The organism is Microcoleus sp. Pol12B3 (assembly GCF_036701355.1).
Lineage (GTDB): Bacteria > Cyanobacteriota > Cyanobacteriia > Cyanobacteriales > Microcoleaceae > Microcoleus.
In genome coordinates, this window is the sequence record NZ_JAUBQS010000041.1 from 1 (window position 1) to 19,238 (window position 19,238).

Below are 19,238 nucleotides of genomic sequence, written 5' to 3' on the forward strand. Positions count from 1 at the left end.
CGCGTCATTTGTTTTCTCACCGGATGGTCTTGGATTTTACATTCTTTATCTCTATCACATCTTTAAAAAAATGGTATTAGTATTTTATCACGTAAGCTTATCAGCTTGGTCTATAGTTAATTTTAACTTAAGTGACAGCAAATAGGGCTACATAGAATCGCTATCTAATGCAAATAGCTAAGGCAAAATAGACAAAAAAATCGGGTATACAGAGTTAATTTATTTATCCTCTTTGTGGGATATTAGGAACAATCGACGGAGGAAAAACAGTTTAAAATTGTGCTATGTTTAAATTATTAGCAGTGACACATATGTTCTGAATTATACAAAATGGGCCGTTATGGGAATTATCGGAGAGAAGCGATCGCCCCCACTGGATTCAGGAAAAAGATTCACTGCCACACAGCACAAAATAGCTGGATTCGCAAGCTGGGAGTCTTCGTTGGCCCGGAGATAGCAAAGCTGCCTCAATTAACACAAATAAGGGCTTTGCAAGAAAAATCAACCAATATTCCTTGAGAAACAAGAATAAGAACTTACTCGCTTATTGTAGCCCCGGTAACAACACGTATGCCTGAAGTTATAGTCCACAGCCAAGTCTACGGGACGCTCTAAATGAATAGAGTGATTTGGCAGTGTCCGGGTGTTAAGAGGGGCGATCGAAGAGGAATGTTCCTTGAGCGATCGCTTCCCAATCGGTGAGTCTAAAACCTAGGAAGGGAAGGAGTTGGAGACAATGCTGAACTTTTTGAGTTCAGGAGAGTAGCGTTAGCACTAAACTCTGCCGTATTGTGGAAATTCAGCCAAATTTGTAACAGTTCTTAACTATAAATAATTCTGTCAAAACTGCTAGCATAGTGACACTTTTGCTAGCAAAAACAGATAAAGTAAATAAAGTTGGCTAACTCTAGACGCCCCGATCCCCATCCTGGGGATGTTGAATCAATTTGATTCATACCAAGTGGTTTGAGAGTTACAATCGGAACCAAAGCATCGCTATTTAACTGAGTTCTTTACTTACTTTTACTTTCAGCTATGAACGTGGATTTTATCAAAGCCCAAGTCAGGTTGCTACAGGGTGCAAGTTCATCGGAGCGAGAAACCCTTATTAAAAACATCGGCGTCTGTGCTGGCGTGATCCGCCCCGGAGAGTACGTGACGCCGCAACGGAAGCACGCTATCACTCTCTGGCTGCAAACAAATGCGGTTCGCCTCCGGCTTCCCCAACTTCCTCTGGACTTATCCGGCCAAAAGCCTTAACAGGGAAGTAATCAAGAGCTAGCGACAGAATCAAAGAAATTAGTCAATCTTACCTAAAAGTCCATTTTTATTGAGCTGTACAGGATCAATGAAACACGATTAAGATTGAAAAAATGTTTGTAGGGAAAGTTGGGCTCAAAAACACGCCTGTGGACAAGAAGCGGCTGACCGCCTTGGTAGAAGCAGGAAGTGAGCGTCAAACCTGCTCTGAAAGTAGATTTGACTAAGTTTCACAGAACGGATTATTGTGCACAACTATAACCTGGGTTATTTGCTTTTAGATTTGAGATTCACGATTTAGCTAGTATTGGATAAATAGGCTATTTGTGGATCGCCTGAAAAATTATCCTATTCAATAGGTGTAACTAATTACAGGGGCAGTCTTTGAACTGCCCTTACTTTTGATCTCCGAGGGGAAATGCTGCAAGTTACAATAAACGCATCTACTTGCAGATAGAGTTTAGGTTAACTCTCATGTAAGCTGCAGCGCCTCTATATTATCTGTTATGTTCGAGATGGGGAGAGGAGGAGAGGACTTGAGGAGCTTTAAAAGGAAACTAATATCATCAAACAGAACGAGTTATTACAATTCACTTGCTTTCTAATATATTTATTCCACAAAAATACTGTGAGCAAAAAACAAAAATTTCCTTATTTAGTTGGTTCCCGATGGACTTCACACCAAAAAACTTGGGGGTGGCGACACTTTCAAGTGGTCAACCGAAAAAACGAAGGTAAATGGGTATTTGCAGAAATGGTGGCCGCTTGCGATCCAAATGTGCGTTTTTGGCTGAACGCCGCACAGCTTAAAGACCGATCGCTCTGGCAAGCTGGATGGCAGTCTACCCAAGAATTAGAAGAATTAGAAACTGCAGACTAAAAAACAGGGCTGTGGGGTAAAGTGATCGGAACTTCCGCCGCCTGCTCGCTATCGTTCCGATCCAAACCAATACGCAGTGAGACTTTTCCGGTTTTGAAAAATCTTTTACATAACTACAAGTCCTGGAAACCTTTATTGAGAAGCGTTTTTGCTGAAGTAAGTTGGTGGCAAAAATCATCAGTATGTAACAAAACATTAAGTACGGCGATCCGAACTCAATTTAATTCATTTTGTAGCGTAAGCTGTTGTGCATTTAATTTGTATATTCAGGGCGGGCAGGATGCCCACCCCACAGGAAGAAAAATTTATTTTACTATGCAATTTAACTGCAGATTAGCTTAGTGTACTTTTTTTCTCTAAGCTGTCGCGCATTTAAATTGTATATTCAGGGCGAGCGGGACACCCCACAAGACTTTTATTTGTTTTGACAGACCATTTAAGTGCCGCACCAGCTTAGAGAAAAAAAGTTAAATTGACTAAGGTCGATCGTCCCATATTTCCAGCGGCACAGGGCGCAACCTTCCTGCTACTTCTACACTCGGCCAATTCGGATCAAAAGTCAAATTTTCCAACGTTCCATCGCTGTGAATTAAAAACGTATCCTCAATTTTTGCTCCAGACAAACTCGGATTCCAAGCCACAGCCATATTTTCTGCCAATATATTTGAAGTAGCCGGATTCGCCACAATTTCCCGCGCCAAATATCCGGTAGTTCCGCCTTGATGGTGTTCCCGAATTGCTTGAGGATATCCTTGTTCTTCGTAAGCAGTTTTAAGCGTATCATAAACCGCATTCAGCGTTACTCCCGGCCGACACAAATTTAGCGCCGCTGCTTCAATTTCTCTGACTTGTCGGTGCAACTCAGAATGCTTTTCCCCAAGAAAATCGAAACATACAAATCTGGTTAAATTTGCATACAAACCCCATCCCCTAGCGCAAAATACTAACATTGCTTGTCGTCCAATTTGTTCGGCGGTTGCTGTGGCGTGGCGGTACAGTGGCAAACGCCTTTCTCCAGCAACTAATGTCAGGGCTGGATGCAAACCTCTCGCCCACAAAGCCTCTGCACCGGCTCCCGCTAGCTGATATTCTGTCCATGTTGGTTTGGCAGCAGAAAGTACCTCTGTCATCGCTTCGCTGGCTAAACGCCCGACTCGCCGGTATCGCTCTAATTCGCTTGACATCATTGTCTGTTTGCGAGACTGTAAAGATGCGATTATTGGTGTTTCTTGGGCATTTGGCCGATCGCTCATGACGTTACCGCCACCAGTAATTTCTTTAACAAAACCTTCGCGCTGTGCAACATCAGCCCAAGGATAGATGTACATTTGAAAGTTGGCTGGCAATTCCTCGTCTTGCAAGCGTTGAGCTTCGATTTCATCGGTGAGAACCCAAGCTGTTTCGGCGGTGATTAAAAGTTCTGCCACTCCAGTTTCTGCGGTTAGCAATACTGTATGGGAACCGCCGGCTGTGGCCCAGGCAAACCAGTCTGTGCCTCGCAAGCGAAGGGCGATCGCTTTTGTTTCGGTTAAGGCTTTGCGGATGAATCCGAGTTTTAGATCGACTTCTTGATTTAATGAGTTTATCATTAGCTTTCTTGCATATAAATTGTATTTTTTGGGCGGGCGGGACGCCCACCCCACAATAATTGCATCAAACTTTACTTGAAAATTTAAATGGGTTTCAGCTTATATTGACAGATACGGCTTGCAGTTCTTTAGCTTTTTCTTCGGGTAAAGCGTCATTGGCAAACATTCCGGCGGCGAGTTCGGTTCCTGCGAGGTATTTTAGCCGATCGCTCGATCGATAGGGCGGATAAAATTGGGCGTGCAAATGCGCTTCTGGATGCGGTTTCCCATCTGTGGGCCCTTGAAACCAAGCCATCAAATAAGGGAAAGGGCGATGCCACAAACCGTCATATTTGAGGGTGACTGTTTTTAATGCTTTAGCGAGTGATTGCCGCTGTTTTTCCGTCAAATCAATAAATGTAGCAGTGGGGGCGATCGGGGCAATCCACACTTCGTAAGGGTAGCGGGCACAAGCGGGGACAAAGGCGATCGCCTCTTCGTCTAAATAGATAATTCGCTGTTTGTCGGCAATCTCTTTTTGAATCAAATCTTGCAGCAAACCGCTACTGTTTTTTTGATAGTAAACCGATTGACATTCTAACATCCGTGCCGGCACCGGTGGCACGAACGGATAAGCGTAAATTTGACCGTGGGGATGGTGCAAAGTTACTCCGACTTCGACGCCGCGATTTTCAAAGGGCAAGACGTATTCAATTTCGGGATTGCTGCCAATAACTAAAGTGCGATCGGCCCATACTTCTAACAGCAATTCCAAGTGAGATAACTCCAAAGCGCCCAAGGAAGCCAGGGGATCTTGAGTGAAAACAACTACTTCGCAAATGCCCTTGGCGGGCAAAGTTTCGACAATATTTGCAGGTGCATTTTTTGCTTGCAAAGTCATCGAGGGAAAGCGGTTGTCAAACACTGCTACATCGTAATCTCCCGGCGGCAATTCTGTCGGAAACTTAGGGTTAATTGTAGCTGCCAGCGGGTTGTATTCCGGCGGCGGCATGAAAGTTCTTCCCTGACGGTGGCTGGCGTATGCTACCCATTCCCCCCGCAAAGGATGCCAGCGAAAGTGGGGGTTTGCCTCTACGGGTTCATTGCTGGGACTTACGGCCGCGATACCTTCTGGGATTGGATAGCGGCTGTACAGTGTGAGTGGGCGGCCGTCTGGTTTTAGCAATTTTTGGGCGTACATTTTTTGTAGGGGCGGGCGATCGCGTTTAATATATGTTAGGAGTATAACTTCGTGCTTTGAGAATCCGCCCCTACCTAAAGTCGCAAATTATGTTGACAAGTTTAGTTTGCAGTATCAATGTCAGCCTACCGTCTGCTATTGTGGAACGGGCCGGAGAGCCAGGATCTGGATTCAATTTAAATGCGTAGCAGCTTACGATCGCACTTCCCAATTATCCAGTATATTTATCGATCGACCATTCGATCGAGCTTTTCCTTAACCAACAAGTCTAACAACGAGCGCAACACAAACAATCCACCGAATCCCGAAACCGCAAAAGCTGTCATCGCCGCCGTTTGATATCCGCCCACTAGCAGCACTGCACCCGACAAAAACACAAAACCAGTCAGACAAGCGAAAATTAGAGTTTTTAGGGCTAAATTAATGCGTTTCAAGGCTCTTTCGCTCTCGACATTTCGGACTCTAATTTGCAGTTCGCCCTCTTCAATTCGCTGCTCCAAACGCTTGAGAAAAACTTGCGATTTGCTGGGCTGCTGTAACTTATATGTAATAAAACTTCGCGCTTGCCTTGCCAATTCTCCGATCGCATTTCCCCGCCCCTTGCTCACCGCAATACTTTTGACAAAAGGCTGAGCGGATGCTAGGAAATTGTAATCAGGGTCGAGAGTTCTGGCAATGCCGTCGAGAGTCGTTACCGACTTGACAATAAACATCATTTCTGCAGGCAAGCGAAACGGTTGCTGCTCGAACATGATGTAAAGTTCGTTTTTAATTTCATTAAAAGCTTGAAAGTCGATCGGCTTATCAATAAACTTATCTAAAAGAAAAGCAATCAGCCGGCGTACCGGCATCATATCCGGCATCGGCTCAACTAAGCCGATCGAAATTAAAGTATTGAGTACCTCGTCAGTATCCTTTCTCATCACAGCAAAAAAAGTCTTGACCATTTGGTCTTTAGCCAGAGACTTCACCTCAGCCATCATCCCAAAATCGTAAAAAATCAAGCTACCATCTTCTCTCACCGCCAAATTTCCGGGATGCGGGTCAGCTTGAAAAAAACCGTCAATTAACAACTGTTTTAAATAACAGCAAATTCCGAGTTGATTGAGCTTCACAATATCCACTCCAATCGCCTCTAAACTAATGCGGTCGTCCACCTTAATGCCGGGTGCGTATTCTATAGTCAGCACTTTTTTAGTCGTGTATTGCCAGTAGACTTTCGGGACAACAATTTGAGGATATTCTCGAAAATTATGGCTAAAGCGATCGGAATTTTTACCTTCTTGCACGTAGTCAATTTCTTGATATAAAATCTTAAAAAATTCGTGATAAATAGATTCCAGGTCATATTTGCGCGTCCCAGGCAAATAACGATCGCAAAAACGCATCACTTGGCGCACCGCCTTCACATCCAAATCAAATAAACTTTCCAAACCCGGACGCTGCACCTTCACAATCACATCTTCCCCGGTGTGCAGCCTCGCTTTGTGCACCTGTCCCAGACTCGCAGCAGCGATGGGCGACGGGTCAAAATCGCGGTATAAAGCATAAATATCCTTGCCTAACTCTGATTCTACAAGAGCGATCGCCTCTTCGGAACTAAACGGAGGAACCCGATCCTGCAACTGTTCGAGTTCCTTCACATACTCAAGCGGCAGCAAATCTGCGCGAGTCGAGAGAGACTGCCCGATTTTAATAAAAGTCGGGCCTAAATTCAGCAAAGTATTGACCAACCAATGAGCGCGAATTCTTCTAGTATGAGGCGACTTATTTTGCAGCAGTGCGTCCCACCACAAAAAAAACATAAACTTTCCCGCCGCTGCAAAAATGTCTATTTGCCGTGCCAGTGGCGAATATTTAGAACGTTGCCAACGCAGGGTTTTAGGTGCAGCTTTTGTGAGCATAATATTGGCGATCGAATTCCATGCACCGTGACAATTTTGAGGGAACAATCCAAGACGCAGAAACCGGCTTGTATGAAAAGACGGGTGGCAGACCTTTGAAACAGTTAAAAAACTCAGTTTCTTCAGTCTATACTGCGTAATATCATCTCCGATTATACAATTATAATTAAGTTCCTAGTAAGTAATGCAAGTCCTGATTAATTCATAAATAGATGACAGTAGGACTCACTACAAACGCGCGCTAATTACAGACCAATAACCAGACATAATATAAGTCCTCTGGAAAATCAGCAATTGATAACCGCCAATTTAGACGGCAACCAGACCAACAATTCAAAACAGAGGACTTGGAAGCGTTTACGACATTTCCAAATCTCCCTCTTCTGGCAAGTCTTCTAGTTTCGCTTGTTCGCTGCCAATTCCCAGCAGCTTCTCAACGGAACTATTCTTCTACATTACAGAGTTCCGCTGCAAATTGCGGCAGAGTCAGAGTAAAAGATGTGCGCCATAAATTGTCAGATTCTGAACTTTCTGCCGGACAGCTAGATACATCAATAGTACCATTCAAGTGCTGCACTAAAGACTTTACCAGAGCCAGACCCAAACCCGTACCGGCGATAGCTTGGTCAGTAATGCCAGTGCCACGGCGGAACTTGTCAAAGATGTGGGGCAAATCAGCCGCAGAAATGCCGCGCCCGAGATTAGAAATACTCAGGACAATATAGCCGCCTGCCTCAGACGCCTCCAAAACTACCGCCGTTCCAGAAGCAGAGTATTTTCCAGCATTCGTCAGCAGTTCCAGGAGTATCCGATTCAGAATGTCCGGGTCGGTTTCCCAGTAAGGGGTCAACTTGGGCAAATCCACCTTCAGAGTCAATTGCTTATCAGCCCACTGTTTTTCAAAATCCCTAACTAAATCTTGAAATAAACGGTTGAGATCGATTTTGATTATAGCAATAGGGACTTGCTGAGGCTCAAACTGCTTGAGGGCCAGCAAATCGTTAACCAGATCGGTTTCCTTAGAACACTGCTGTTCTAGAATGTCGAGATACTTAGTCCGATTCGCTGACGGCAGTTCAGCTTGTTTGAGCATCAGAATGGCCAGCTTCATGATTGTTAAAGGGGTACGCAACTCGTGACTCAGAGTGCTGAGAAACTCGTCTTTAATCAGCTTCAATTTCCGCATTTGCTCTAGCTGATTGGCAGATTGTTCGTACAGTTTCCCCTGCACGTCTAGACTTTGCTGCAACTGAGATGTTCTGTCTAAGACTGCGGTTTGCAATTCCTTAAGCGTTTGAGTTTGGATAATCATCTTGCTCGCTTGAGCGCTGAGCGATTCGAGAACTTCTAATTCTTCCGCGTTCCAAGTGCGCGGCTGCGAGTGCTGCAAAACCAAGAAACCCAAAACTGTTCCCTGGCAGCAACCGCCCGTAAGGGGAACCAGCAGCAAGCCGCGAATGCCTTGGAGTTTCAAAATTTCTTTGGCTGCTTCTTGTTCTTTGCCGATTAATGCGCCTGCGTCAGCGAGGGCGAGGGGTTTGGGTGCGCTGTGGAATGCTTGACGGCAAAAATTAGATTCGGACAGCCAAAAAGCGGGAGAGTTATTTGGTTTTGAGTTGGGGATTTGGGATTGGGAATTAGCAGTTTTATCCTTGTTTTTTGTTTTGGAGGTTGAGCTTTTTTTTCCGGCAGCGCTTTGGGCTATTGCCTGTTTGTCGGGATATTTTTTTACAACGGATTCGCAAACTAATTCGACTTTCGCTTTGGGAGTTTGATTGGGAGAGCGAGTTGTAAATAGAGGATCTGTATATTTCAAGAGCAGGATTTGCCCTCTATCTACTTCCAGGGTATCGACGGTATTTTCAACAACTTGCTGCAATATTCGATCGACTTCTGAATTTGTGTCGATCGATGCAGCCACTGACACGAGTAGATTTTTGTATTTAGCTTGTCGCTGTAACTGTTCGTTTAAGTTGGCAATTTCTTGAGTTTTTTGAATGTGAGAAATCGCGATGCCGATCGCGTCTGATGCTGCTTCAAGGCGCTGCCGATCCGCTACCGACCACTCGTGAGGTTGCGACTTACCAACAATCACCATGCCATTTACAGCCCCTCCAAATCGCGCAGGCCCTGCCAGAATTGCCCGAAAAGGCAGCGCAGTTACAGGAGAATTGGGCGGTGAAGCTGCCGGACTATCGAGATAATCGGATATAGCCACTATCTCGCCGTCTGCTAGGACGTTTGCCCAAGCGGGATGTTCGAGTGATATGCTAGGCGATTTTAATCTTGTGCCTTGGGAGTGTTCCGGTGTTTCGGTGGAATCGGCAACACCGCCAACATAGGGGAAATCGCTGCTATTTTGCCAGTAAGCATTCGGATGTACTACTTTTTTGCCAACCACAGCAGTAACAAAACAGAAATCTGCCCGCCATGCAACCCCCAAAGTATTGGCTATTTGCAGCAGCAGGAGTTCTCGATCAAAGCTGGTGGCGAGAATTTGGCAAATTTGTCGCCCAAGAAGGGCAGGATCGACCTGGTACTGCATAAGACGATCCAGAAATTTTTGGACTGATACTGGTTCTGCGATTTGCGGAAAATGCAAAGTGCAAGACTCTGACGGCGATCGGTCGATCGAAGTAAAGTCTTGATTTCCCTGGCGATCGATCATGGCAACCAAGCCTTTATTCTAAGATGTTTGAGCCTGCTCCTGCTGCCAATCTAGAACCTTTCCATAACTGTCGGCTTGACCGTTATGAGCCTGCTTTCTGTGTTTGTGCAGCCGGTCGGCGGGTCGCTCGATATGTAAAAATATACCCAGATCTGACCGAGTTCTATTTTCCTGTTTTCTACCCTTCTATCTCTACGGGATGAACTTTACCATCCTTTACCGGATGATTATCAATCGCATTCCCGCTAATTTTGACGGTTATTAATAGTATGAAGCTTTTCTAGAGACCGCTTAGTGACACCCATCTTCTGGCTGTGTGATGTTTCCTATTTAGGTTTGTGATCGTAACAAATTTTTATTGTGATACAAATCCGCCGATCGAATAATGCCGATCGCAAAAACTCAAAATCCCCAAATTATCACTCATAGCATAGCTGAGAGTTTTCGAGTTTTTGCTCAAAAACTCATTTTTCACAACACCTAGAGCAGAGCGACGAACTGTAGGGTTAAATTTATCCGACTTACCTGCTTACTTATTTTGTGCTTCCTGTTGGGCTTTATCGCTATTTTGGCGGTAAAGTGCCGTCCGGTTCTGAGCCGTTGTGTAGCGGGGATGCTGGGAAGGCACGGCGGCCATCAAATCGGAAGCTTGCTGCCACTTAGCAGCTACGATTAACCAATCCTGGCGAGATTGAGCGGTTTTGCCCTGGGTGGCTGCTTGTTCGGCTACTCGCACTGCTCGGGTAAAAGAGTCAACAGCAGAATTAACAGTCTCCTTAGAAATTTTCAAAGCAGGTTTTGCCTCAGAGGAAGGGGCAGTTGCTACTGCTTGGGTGGTGGCTTGTGTGCTGTTTGGCACTTGGGAATTAAGTCCTTTGTGGATGGCGGCCGCTGCTGCAAGCAACAGCACGGTCAAGCTGATGCCACCGACGATACCGCGCTGAAATTGCCGCGGCTGCTGCATCGATCGAGGTATAGCCATTCTCGGCAAAGCCCGCTTGCCGGAGAAAGCTTGGCGTTCGTGATGGGCGCTGGCTAAACGCTTGAACAAATTCGGCTTTCGGAGTTTAATTTCTTGACACCACAACAGTTGATTATCCGGATCGCGACTAATTTCTTCCAGCCACAGCAGTTGGTGTTCTCGAACAAGCCGGCTGTTGATGTTAACTCGGCGAATATTGCGGGGCGAAATGCGTTCCAAAATGTCTCGGACTCGATCGACCAAACTAGACTCTTCGAGGAGTTGGGGGGTTGCAGCTTCGCACAGCAGTTGCAGCACCCCGTCTGCAAACACAGCTCGGGCCCTGACTCCTATCTGTGCCAGTTCGTCATTAAGGATTTGAATAATCGATGCAACCGAGCCCTCGCGAGCTTGTCGAGCAATGTCATCTATTGGATTTGCCATAAAACTATCTTGACGCTTAGCAATCTGTTAATTGTTAACCCAAAGTCTCGGATCTAATTTTTACTCATACAGGTTATCACTGACACTGCCAGGTTAAAATAAACAGATGCAAATCTTGCATACCGATCCACTTAAAATTATCACCACAGCATCGAGCGAGGCTAACAGGAAATAAACTATGGGTAAAGTAATTAGCGGTCAAATTTTTGTTGTAGACGACAACATCGATACAGATCAAATTATCCCGGCCGAATACCTGACCCTGGTTCCCTCGAAGCCGGATGAGTACGAGAAACTAGGCAGTTACGCTATGATTGGGTTGCCCGATCGCTACGGTAAGTTTATCGAATCCGGCGAACAGAAAACCCGGTATCCGATTATCATAGCGGGCGAAAATTTTGGCTGCGGTTCTTCGCGGGAGCACGCTCCCATCGCTCTGGGGGCCGCGGGCGTAACAGCAGTGGTGGCTTTGTCTTACGCACGCATTTTCTTTCGCAATTGCTCGGCTACTGGCGAATTGTACCCGATCGAATCAGTCGAGCGGCTCTGCGACTTGTTTGTAACTGGCCAAGAAGTGACGATCGATTTTACAGAAGAGGTAATTGTCAACCACACTCTCGATCGAACTTTCTCGCTCAAACCTTTAGGAGAAGTAGGGCCTGTAATAGATGCCGGAGGGCTGTTTGACTACGCGCGCCAAACGGGAATGATTGCTGCTCGCTCTTAACTTTTAAAACCCCTGCAATGTAGGGTGTACCACCGGGCGCACCTTACAAATATCTCCCAGCTCAAACCGCTCCCATCTAGGGTACGGGGAATTTTTTTCAAATCGACTCAATAAAATTCAATAAAATACGCTGGTGAGCAATGCCAAAAGGTCGCACATCTCCTGACTGCTCAGAAAAGCATTTTCCCGCCCGAATCTCCTCCGGTGTCAACAACTTCATATCCCACCCCTCAAGCAAAACTAAATCCTTGACATCCGCACTAAGTTGTGAATGAAAAACGTGGCGAACGACATCTTTTTCGACATCACAACAAAAAAAAGAAACACTTGCAGGAGCATAGCCAATTTCCTCTGATAATTCCCGCACTAGAGCAACTTCCGGCGTTTCCCCCGGTTCCAAGTGTCCGCCAAACAAAGCCCACTGTCCGGGATACCTGATGTGAGGAATATCGTCCCGCAACTGACAGAGAAACCTGCCCTCTCGGTACAAAATCGCGATCGCAACGTGAATTTTAGTCATAAGAAATTTTTACAACAAGCAATGTACGGAATTAATGGATTTAACGGATTTAACCTAGGGATATTCAGGAGAGAAGGAAGACGGAAGAAGTTATTTACGAGATAGAGGAGAAGTTGGTGTAGGGGCAGGTTAACCGCAATCTGTAATATAAACAAAAAAGCTGATAAACCAGCCCGGACGAGGCTATTATAGTCGAGCAACTTTTAGCATAAATAAACCTACCCACAGCGTTTGGGCGCAACTACAAACCTTTGATTTTTATGAAATTGAGGTACTTAATTATTGAACGAAATTAGGATCTTCATATTTTTATTTATTTGTCGCTGGAGTGCGCTTTAATTGTTCCATTTCCTCAACATAAACTTCACCTAAATCTTTTCCGGCCAATTCCTTCAGAGTAATACTCTTGTAGCGGACTTCTCCCTTGAGCAACACTTCATCGCCAAGCTGGGGCAAATCTTGCTTGGTTAAAATCCAAATACTGCCAGTACCATCGTCAAGTTGATAAGCCGCATTTCCTACAAAGGGAGCGCGATTTTCCACCTTTCCTCGAAGATAAACTTCAGCATCCACTTGCCGCTTTTGTTGAACGTCGCCAATGCTAGCAACATTAAAACCAAGATTAAGTTGAGACAGGGGTAAATTGCCGCAACTGAAAAAACCGCTGGCGAGGATTAGCGACAAAGAGGCGGTGCAGAATCTTTGAACCCAAACTTGCTTAACTGCAGTAGTCATTGGTCAACTGATTTGAGATGTGAGATACGACTTACTTTAACAGAATCCCCAGAATCGATCGCAAGTAAGAAATTTCTCTAGTGTAGTCCTTGGCGGGGATTAAGCTAAAATCTAAAATCGTCAGCCCCTAACCCAGAGTCTACAATGGATGCCAAAACTGCTCAAATACTAGATGGCAAAGCTTTAGCGACAAAGATTCAAACCGAGCTGAGCGATCGAGTCCGCGCCCTACAACCCCAAAAGGGGCGTCCTCCCGGACTTGCCGTGCTGATGGTGGGCGAAAACCCAGCTAGCGCAGCCTATGTCCGCAATAAAGAGCGAGCCTGCGCTAAAGTTGGCATAGCTTCCTTCGGCAAGCATTACCCCGCAAATGCTACTCAAGCCGAACTAGAACTTGCAATTCGTGAACTCAACGAGGACGATCGAGTTGATGGCATTTTAGTTCAATTACCGCTACCAGAGCACTTAGACGCAATTTCGCTGCTGTACCAAATTGCCCCCGACAAAGATGCTGACGGACTTCACCCTGTAAATTTAGGCCGTCTCGTGCGCGGGGAGCAAGGTTTGCGGAGTTGTACTCCCGCCGGAGTGATGCGGTTATTGCAGGAATACCAGATTGATTTGAAAGGAAAAAATGCCGTTGTTTTGGGACGGAGTATTTTGGTGGGTAAACCGATGGCACTGATGCTATTAGAAGCCGACTGCACTGTTACTGTAGCTCATTCGCGATCGCAAAACTTAGAATCTATTACCAATCAAGCCGATATTCTAATAACCGCAGTCGGCCGCACAGAAATGATTACAGCTAATATGGTTAAACCCGGATCAGTAGTAATTGATGTCGGTATCAACCGCGTCGTCAACCCAGACGGTACGAGTCGTTTAGCCGGAGATGTAAACTTTGATGCTGTTAAAACAGTAGCCGAATTTATCACGCCGGTGCCGGGAGGAATCGGGCCGATGACTGTTGCTATGCTTTTGGAAAATACCGTTTCTAGTTATATTGAATGCGGTTCTAATTGAATTATGACCCACTTGTGAGCCAGTATTGGCTCAAGTAGGGTTAGTAATCTACCAACAGACAAAGATTTTAACTATGGCTTTAAAACCGGATGCGTCAGGAACATTGCGCTTAATTGGCGACAACACCTCGGAATTCATTCAACTTTTTCCTGCAGATCTAACAAATTTTCCTTTAGGAGCTTGGGCGCTCGATGGCGACGATACAGTAAATGGCTCAGAGGCTAGCGAGTTAATCCTCGGAAATGAAGGGGAAGATATTCTCACAGGTTTTGCAGGCAACGATGCTTTATTTGGGGGAAAAGGAAGAGATGCCTTGTTTGGACAGGAGGGGAATAACTCCCTCAATGGTGGTCTAGATGCTGATTTTCTTCTTGGAGAGGCTGGCGATGATATTTTATTTGGAGGGAGAGGCAATGATTTGTTATCCGGCGGAGATGGAAATAATACTCTGGTTGGCGGTTTGGGCAGAGACTTCTTAGAGTGTGGGTTGGGGAATAATTTATGCGTTCTGGGAATAGATGCTGCCACTACAGAGATCAATTCTAGTGATATAATTGAAAGTTTTGATTCTGATTTGGATCGCATTGGATTAGCGAGTGACTTAACGGTCAATGATATAGTGTTGGAGCCGGTACAGAATGTGGCATTAACATATACTTTCGATCTGCCACAAGCTTTACAACCATTACTTCCTCCAGGTCCGGCAGACGCATTTAGCGGATCTGCTTCAGGCACTCAACTCAGAGGTGGAATTAGCGGAGTTTATTCAGGAACTCTAATCAGAGTCAGGAATTCTAATGCGATTTTAGGTTTTGTAGAGAATGTAACCCCAAATGAAGTTCAAAGCAGGATTGTTTCCGTTCAGGCTTTCTAACTAAATTCAGGACAATTACTCCTGGACTGACAAACTTATCATACAGCAGATTCCATGTATATAGGATAGACTCTATAGAAATCCTACATAAGTCGTAATTTTTTTACCCCACCCCAACCCTCCCCAAACTCGCGGGGAGGGAGTAAGAAATTCACAATGATTTAGGATTGCTATATAAATTCATACTGCTGCTTGAGATAGAGTCTAAACTTTTGCTCCAAATATGTCCCCACAGCCTTTCCGTCGGTGATGCCGTAAAGCAGAGGTTCCAGGTGTTGAGACTCGGCTGCTGAAAATATTGCCGCCTCAGAACAAAGAATTTCTACGGTCAGAGCCGTCATAGGGAGTTTGCGTGTATCTGCGGTTAAAAAATCAAAATTAGCCAAAAAACAGAGGGCGGGTTTTGCATAAAACTGGACCGCAAAAGTCCAATTTTATGCTCTAAACCCGCCCTCGCCAAACTCCCTTAATAAGCGTCTTGCAATTCGTAGAAATCAGGGGAAATGTAATCTTTCCGCAGTGGCCAGCCTACCCAATCTTCGTTCATCAAAATCCGTTTTAGATTCGGATGTCCTTCATAGACTATGCCGTACATATCGTAGGATTCCCGCTCTTGAAAGTCGGCTGCTTTCCAAATCCAGTAGACTGATGGCACTCTGGGATCTTCGCGCGGTACGAATACTTTGACGCGAACTTCTTCAGGCTTGGAAGCATTGTCTGTCAGTTTAACCAAGTGGTAGACGCTGACTAAATCTTGTCCCGGCCCTTGGTCGTAGGCGCACTGGCACTGCATATAATTAAACCCGTAGGCATACAGTGCTGTTGACATCGGAATTAAGAATTCTCGATCGACCTTTAATATCTCCACGCCCAAATTATCGGCCGCTAAAGCTTCGTGTTCAAACCCATTCTGAGTCAACCACTGGGAAACCTTCCCGGCTTCAACAATTGCAGATTCTGTCTCAGCCACGGTTTACCTCCTGTTTTTGTCCTGCAAGCAGGGCCGGCGGTACTGGCATTCCCATTGCTTCTGTCAATTCCTTCGGCGGCGCTATCCGGCCTGGAACTGACAAGTATTTGCCGTCCAAAATATCGTCTACTACTTTCATTTTGTGGGGTCTGGTGTAGTAGCGGTGGGTTGGCAGCAAATTGGCCCGTTCTTGCATGGAATTGTTGGCGATTTTTTTCCGCAGTTTGATAATTGCGTCAATAATCGCTTCTGGGCGGGGGGGACAGCCGGGGATGTACACGTCTACAGGAATCAGTTTGTCAACGCCTCTGACTGCTGTGGTGGAGTCCATGCTGAACATTCCGCCGGTGATTGTGCAAGCGCCCATCGCGATCACGTATTTGGGTTCCGGCATTTGTTCGTACAGCCGCACCAAGATGGGGGCGTACTTCATGGTAATTGTGCCGGCGGTGATGATCAAGTCGGCTTGTCGGGGACTCGATCGCGGTACTAGACCGAATCTGTCGAAGTCAAAGCGCGATCCGATCAAAGCTGCAAATTCGATGAAGCAGCAGGCCGTGCCGAAAAGCAGCGGCCACAGGCTCGAAAGTCTCGCCCAATTATAGAGGTCATCCACTGTTGTCAGGATAACGTTCTCTGAGAGTTGGGATGTGACTTCCGGGCGCTCGACCGGGTTTATCAGGGCTTTTTGTGATTTGTCAGAACTTAAGACCATTCCAAGGCTCCTTTGCGCCATGCATAGACAAGAGCAATAACGAGGATCGTGATAAAAAACAAGGCTTCGATGAAAGCCAACAGTCCTAGCTGGTTGAAAGCAACCGCCCAAGGATAGAGGAAGACGGTCTCTACGTCGAAGATGACGAAGACCAGGGCGAACATATAATATCGGATGTTGAACTGAATCCAGGCTCCGCCGATCGGCTCGACGCCGGATTCGTAGGTAGTGCGTCGGTCGTAGGGACGACTTTTGGGGCGCAGTACCTTAGACGCCGTGAGGGCGAGGATAGGGACTAGGCTGGAAATTAACAGGAAGCCTAAGAAATACTCGTAGCCGCTGAGTGCAAACACGGTGAATAATTACTGCCTAGGTGAAAGGGTTCTGTAACTTGTCTGTTACATTATATAGATTTTGGGTAGCTAAAATTACGGGTGGTTGAGATTAATCGTCCATCTTCTGCAATAATTTTTAATGTATATTTTAAGATTAGCTTACCTACTCTTTTGGAGCTATGAGCGATCGAGCCACTGAAACTAAAACCCTCGATCGGCACGAGTGCCGCGCCTGCGGCTACGTCTACGATCCGAAAAAGGGGAATCCTAAAAATGACATTGCCCCGGGCACGGCTTTTGAAGATTTGCCCCAAACTTGGGTCTGTCCCGTTTGTGCAGCGCGCAAGTCGATGTTTCAAAATCTCGGTCAGATGGAAGGGGTATCGGGATTTAAGGCAAATCAGCGCTACGGTGTCGGTGTCAACGGCATGACCGAAGGTCAGAAAAGTTTGCTGATTTTTGGCGGCTTGGTCGTTGGTTTCTTGTTGTTACTTAGTATGTATGGTTTGCAGTAAGACGATTGTGAGATTTTGGCAACGAATTGTAATGTTATTGGCCGCTGCCCTCATCTGTACGAGTTGCAGCACCATCGGTTCTGTGAGTTACAACCCCTGGCAAGTGATTTCCTTGCCGACGGAAGCTAATTTGCAGGATATTGCCTTTACGGGCAATCCTCAGCACGGCTGGGTTGTGGGTTCTGAGGCGACTTTGCTCGAAACCCTTGACGGTGGCACTAGCTGGAAGTCTATAGCACTGGATATCGACGACCCGAGGTCGCGTTTTGCATCGGTGAGTTTTTCGGGTTCCGAAGGCTGGATTGTCGGCCAGCCTTCGGTTTTGCTCCACACAAACGATGAGGGCAAGTCTTGGACGCGGATTGCTTTGAGCAGTCAGTTGCCCGGTTCTCCGAGTACGATCGCGGCTTTGGGCCCGAATTCCGCCGAGATGACGACCGATGTCGGGGCGATTTACCGGACTTCTGACGGCGGCAAAAACTGGAAAGCTGTCGTGCAGGATTCTTTTGGGGTAGTTCGCAATATCAACCGTTCTGAAGACGGGCAGTATGTTGCGGTTTCCTCAAAGGGCAATTTCTACTCGGTCTGGAAACCAGGACAAGAAGCTTGGGAACCTCACAACCGCAATAGTTCTCGCCGCCTGCAAAATATGGGCTTTACCAAGGATGGGCGTTTGTGGATGCTTGCCCGCGGCGGTCAGATTCAGTTTAGCGACCCGTCCAATCCTGAAGGTTGGGGAAAACCTTTTTTTCCCGATCGCAAGGCGAGTTGGGGTTTGCTGGACATGGCTTACCGGACTGATAATGAAGTTTGGGTAGCCGGCGGCGGCGGCAATTTGCTTTGCAGTTTGGACGGTGGCAAAACTTGGCTAAAAGACCGCGAAGTAGAAGATGTTCCCGCTAATTTTTACAGGATTGTCTTTATGGGGCCCGATCGCGGATTTGTGATCGGTGCGAGCGGTACTCTACTTAAATATCAAGGTTCAGCGCAAGCGGCTTGATAGTAGAATAGTAATAGAGATTGTCTGTCAATTTGTTGTTGAAAGGAGGATTCTAAATGGCTGGTACAACTGGAGAACGTCCGTTTGGGGACATTATTACAAGTATCCGTTATTGGGTAATTCACAGCATCACCATTCCGGCTTTGTTTATTGCTGGATGGCTGTTTGTGCAAACGGGTTTGGCTTACGATGCTTTCGGAACTCCTCGCCCTAACCAGTATTTCACACCGCAGCGGGAAGAAGTGCCGATTATCTCGGATCGCTTTGAAGCTAAGAAACAAGTAGATCAGTTCATTGCCAAGTAATTTAACAAGGATTTGGAAAAATGACGAGCAGAACCCCAAATAATGAGCCAATTTCGTATCCGATTTTTACGGTGCGCTGGTTGGCAGTTCATACTTTAGGTGTCCCAACAATTTTCTTTTTGGGCGCGATCGCAGCAATGCAATTTATTCAACGATAGGAGTTTACAATGCCTGAGCGCGTTCCTAATCCCAACGAGCAGCCTGTTGAGTTAAACCGGACTTCTTTGTATTTGGGTTTGTTGCTGATTTTTGTTTTGGGTATTTTGTTTTCCAGTTATTTCTTTAATTAACTGGTGTTTGAGTTTGCTTTCAATAGTTCGATCGAATGTGTTTAGCTGTGAATTAGTGAGGTGATGGCTATGTTTAGTGAAAGTGGCAGAATTCCTTTGTGGGTGGTAGCTACTGTCGCAGGCCTCGGTGTTCTGAGCATTGTGGCTCTTTTCTTCTACGGTGCATATGCCGGTTTGGGTTCTTCGATGTAAGGAGAATCAAGCTTATTTTCGGCTTTTAACCCCCCTTTTTTAAGGGGGGTTTTAATTATGAGAATTGTATTGGTAAAGCGGGGGTAAATGTTATTGAGAGTGGGGATTTGTGGGCAAGTTTATGATAATTTAATCATCGGGTGAAAGGGGG

The 19,238-nt window shown here is 46.0% G+C and carries 22 protein-coding genes; 11 read left to right on the forward strand and 11 right to left on the reverse strand.

From position 1 onward, the window contains the following. Positions 1-1,035: 1,035 nt before the first annotated feature. Together QUA53_RS19595 and QUA53_RS19600 are read left to right on the forward strand one after the other, a co-directional pair. Complete coding sequence (locus QUA53_RS19595) at positions 1,036-1,260, forward strand: hypothetical protein (protein WP_006635912.1); 225 nt, start codon at positions 1,036-1,038, stop codon at positions 1,258-1,260. A gap of 628 nt (positions 1,261-1,888) precedes the next feature. Beyond that, on the forward strand, positions 1,889-2,140 hold the full coding sequence (locus QUA53_RS19600) for a TIGR02450 family Trp-rich protein (protein WP_242725377.1): 252 nt from the start codon (positions 1,889-1,891) through the stop codon (positions 2,138-2,140). A gap of 476 nt (positions 2,141-2,616) precedes the next feature. Here QUA53_RS19600 and QUA53_RS19605 read toward each other — a convergent pair whose 3' ends face one another. The 5 genes from QUA53_RS19605 to QUA53_RS19625 all read right to left on the reverse strand — a co-directional run bounded on the left by QUA53_RS19605 (position 2,617) and on the right by QUA53_RS19625 (position 10,886). Beyond that, a complete protein-coding gene (locus QUA53_RS19605; protein WP_333099273.1) occupies positions 2,617-3,729 on the reverse strand; it encodes a M24 family metallopeptidase in 1,113 nt (370 codons plus the stop codon). Between the two features lie 94 nt (positions 3,730-3,823). Further along, on the reverse strand, positions 3,824-4,909 hold the full coding sequence (gene galT, locus QUA53_RS19610; protein ID WP_333099272.1) for a galactose-1-phosphate uridylyltransferase: 1,086 nt from the start codon (positions 4,907-4,909) through the stop codon (positions 3,824-3,826). Positions 4,910-5,133: 224 nt separating this feature from the next. Next, entirely contained in the window at positions 5,134-6,813 is a 1,680-nt protein-coding gene (locus QUA53_RS19615; RefSeq protein ID WP_333099278.1) for an AarF/ABC1/UbiB kinase family protein, read from the reverse strand. A 442-nt stretch (positions 6,814-7,255) separates the two neighbouring features. Beyond that, positions 7,256-9,481: an ATP-binding protein gene (locus QUA53_RS19620; protein WP_333099271.1), complete on the reverse strand. Its 2,226-nt coding sequence runs from the start codon at positions 9,479-9,481 to the stop codon at positions 7,256-7,258. A 529-nt stretch (positions 9,482-10,010) separates the two neighbouring features. Continuing rightward, positions 10,011-10,886, reverse strand: a complete 876-nt coding sequence (locus QUA53_RS19625) for a hypothetical protein (RefSeq protein ID WP_333099269.1) — start codon at positions 10,884-10,886, stop codon at positions 10,011-10,013. Between the two features lie 178 nt (positions 10,887-11,064). Here QUA53_RS19625 and QUA53_RS19630 point away from each other — a divergent pair, with 178 nt between their 5' ends. Then, positions 11,065-11,613 carry a LeuD/DmdB family oxidoreductase small subunit gene (locus QUA53_RS19630; RefSeq protein WP_333099268.1) on the forward strand — a complete coding sequence of 183 codons (549 nt, stop codon included), beginning with the start codon at positions 11,065-11,067 and terminating at the stop codon, positions 11,611-11,613. Between the two features lie 97 nt (positions 11,614-11,710). Here QUA53_RS19630 and QUA53_RS19635 read toward each other — a convergent pair whose 3' ends face one another. Together QUA53_RS19635 and QUA53_RS19640 are read right to left on the reverse strand one after the other, a co-directional pair. Continuing rightward, positions 11,711-12,133 carry an NUDIX hydrolase gene (locus QUA53_RS19635; RefSeq protein WP_333099267.1) on the reverse strand — a complete coding sequence of 141 codons (423 nt, stop codon included), beginning with the start codon at positions 12,131-12,133 and terminating at the stop codon, positions 11,711-11,713. 309 nt (positions 12,134-12,442) lie between these two features. After that, positions 12,443-12,868, reverse strand: coding sequence for a DNA-binding protein (locus QUA53_RS19640; RefSeq protein ID WP_333099266.1), 426 nt, complete (start codon positions 12,866-12,868; stop codon positions 12,443-12,445). Positions 12,869-13,012: 144 nt separating this feature from the next. On the opposite strand from QUA53_RS19640, the gene folD reads away from it, so the two are divergent. Both folD and QUA53_RS19650 read left to right on the forward strand, forming a co-directional pair. After that, positions 13,013-13,891: a bifunctional methylenetetrahydrofolate dehydrogenase/methenyltetrahydrofolate cyclohydrolase FolD gene (gene folD / locus QUA53_RS19645; protein ID WP_333099265.1), complete on the forward strand. Its 879-nt coding sequence runs from the start codon at positions 13,013-13,015 to the stop codon at positions 13,889-13,891. Positions 13,892-13,964: 73 nt separating this feature from the next. Continuing rightward, entirely contained in the window at positions 13,965-14,765 is an 801-nt protein-coding gene (locus QUA53_RS19650) for a calcium-binding protein (RefSeq protein ID WP_333099263.1), read from the forward strand. 170 nt (positions 14,766-14,935) lie between these two features. Here the strand turns inward: QUA53_RS19650 and QUA53_RS19655 are convergent, their stop codons facing one another. The 4 genes from QUA53_RS19655 to ndhC form a co-directional block, all read right to left on the reverse strand. Then, entirely contained in the window at positions 14,936-15,106 is a 171-nt protein-coding gene (locus QUA53_RS19655; RefSeq protein ID WP_333099262.1) for a hypothetical protein, read from the reverse strand. 125 nt (positions 15,107-15,231) lie between these two features. Then, the gene (locus QUA53_RS19660; protein WP_172190238.1) at positions 15,232-15,735 is read right to left on the reverse strand and encodes an NAD(P)H-quinone oxidoreductase subunit J; all 504 of its coding nucleotides are present in this window, start codon (positions 15,733-15,735) and stop codon (positions 15,232-15,234) included. Then, on the reverse strand, positions 15,728-16,450 hold the full coding sequence (gene ndhK / locus QUA53_RS19665; RefSeq protein ID WP_333070728.1) for a photosynthetic/respiratory NAD(P)H-quinone oxidoreductase subunit K: 723 nt from the start codon (positions 16,448-16,450) through the stop codon (positions 15,728-15,730). Before ndhK ends, QUA53_RS19660 begins: the two co-directional genes overlap by 8 nt. Continuing rightward, positions 16,441-16,803 carry a photosynthetic/respiratory NAD(P)H-quinone oxidoreductase subunit C gene (gene ndhC, locus QUA53_RS19670; RefSeq protein WP_006635500.1) on the reverse strand — a complete coding sequence of 121 codons (363 nt, stop codon included), beginning with the start codon at positions 16,801-16,803 and terminating at the stop codon, positions 16,441-16,443. Before ndhC ends, ndhK begins: the two co-directional genes overlap by 10 nt. Before the next feature lie 161 nt (positions 16,804-16,964). On the opposite strand from ndhC, the gene QUA53_RS19675 reads away from it, so the two are divergent. From QUA53_RS19675 to QUA53_RS19700, 6 genes are all read left to right on the forward strand, one after another. Then, positions 16,965-17,300, forward strand: a complete 336-nt coding sequence (locus QUA53_RS19675) for a rubredoxin (protein ID WP_333099261.1) — start codon at positions 16,965-16,967, stop codon at positions 17,298-17,300. After that, positions 17,287-18,300: a photosynthesis system II assembly factor Ycf48 gene (locus tag QUA53_RS19680; protein WP_333070732.1), complete on the forward strand. Its 1,014-nt coding sequence runs from the start codon at positions 17,287-17,289 to the stop codon at positions 18,298-18,300. The genes QUA53_RS19675 and QUA53_RS19680 overlap by 14 nt, the downstream gene beginning before the upstream one ends. A gap of 56 nt (positions 18,301-18,356) precedes the next feature. Beyond that, positions 18,357-18,605, forward strand: coding sequence for a cytochrome b559 subunit alpha (gene psbE, locus QUA53_RS19685; protein WP_006635503.1), 249 nt, complete (start codon positions 18,357-18,359; stop codon positions 18,603-18,605). A gap of 20 nt (positions 18,606-18,625) precedes the next feature. Then, entirely contained in the window at positions 18,626-18,763 is a 138-nt protein-coding gene (psbF, locus tag QUA53_RS19690; RefSeq protein WP_006635504.1) for a cytochrome b559 subunit beta, read from the forward strand. A gap of 9 nt (positions 18,764-18,772) precedes the next feature. Then, on the forward strand, positions 18,773-18,895 hold the full coding sequence (locus tag QUA53_RS19695; protein WP_015176850.1) for a photosystem II reaction center protein L: 123 nt from the start codon (positions 18,773-18,775) through the stop codon (positions 18,893-18,895). A gap of 69 nt (positions 18,896-18,964) precedes the next feature. Next, positions 18,965-19,087, forward strand: a complete 123-nt coding sequence (locus QUA53_RS19700) for a photosystem II reaction center protein J (protein WP_332960666.1) — start codon at positions 18,965-18,967, stop codon at positions 19,085-19,087. The last annotated feature ends 151 nt before the right edge of the window (positions 19,088-19,238 follow it).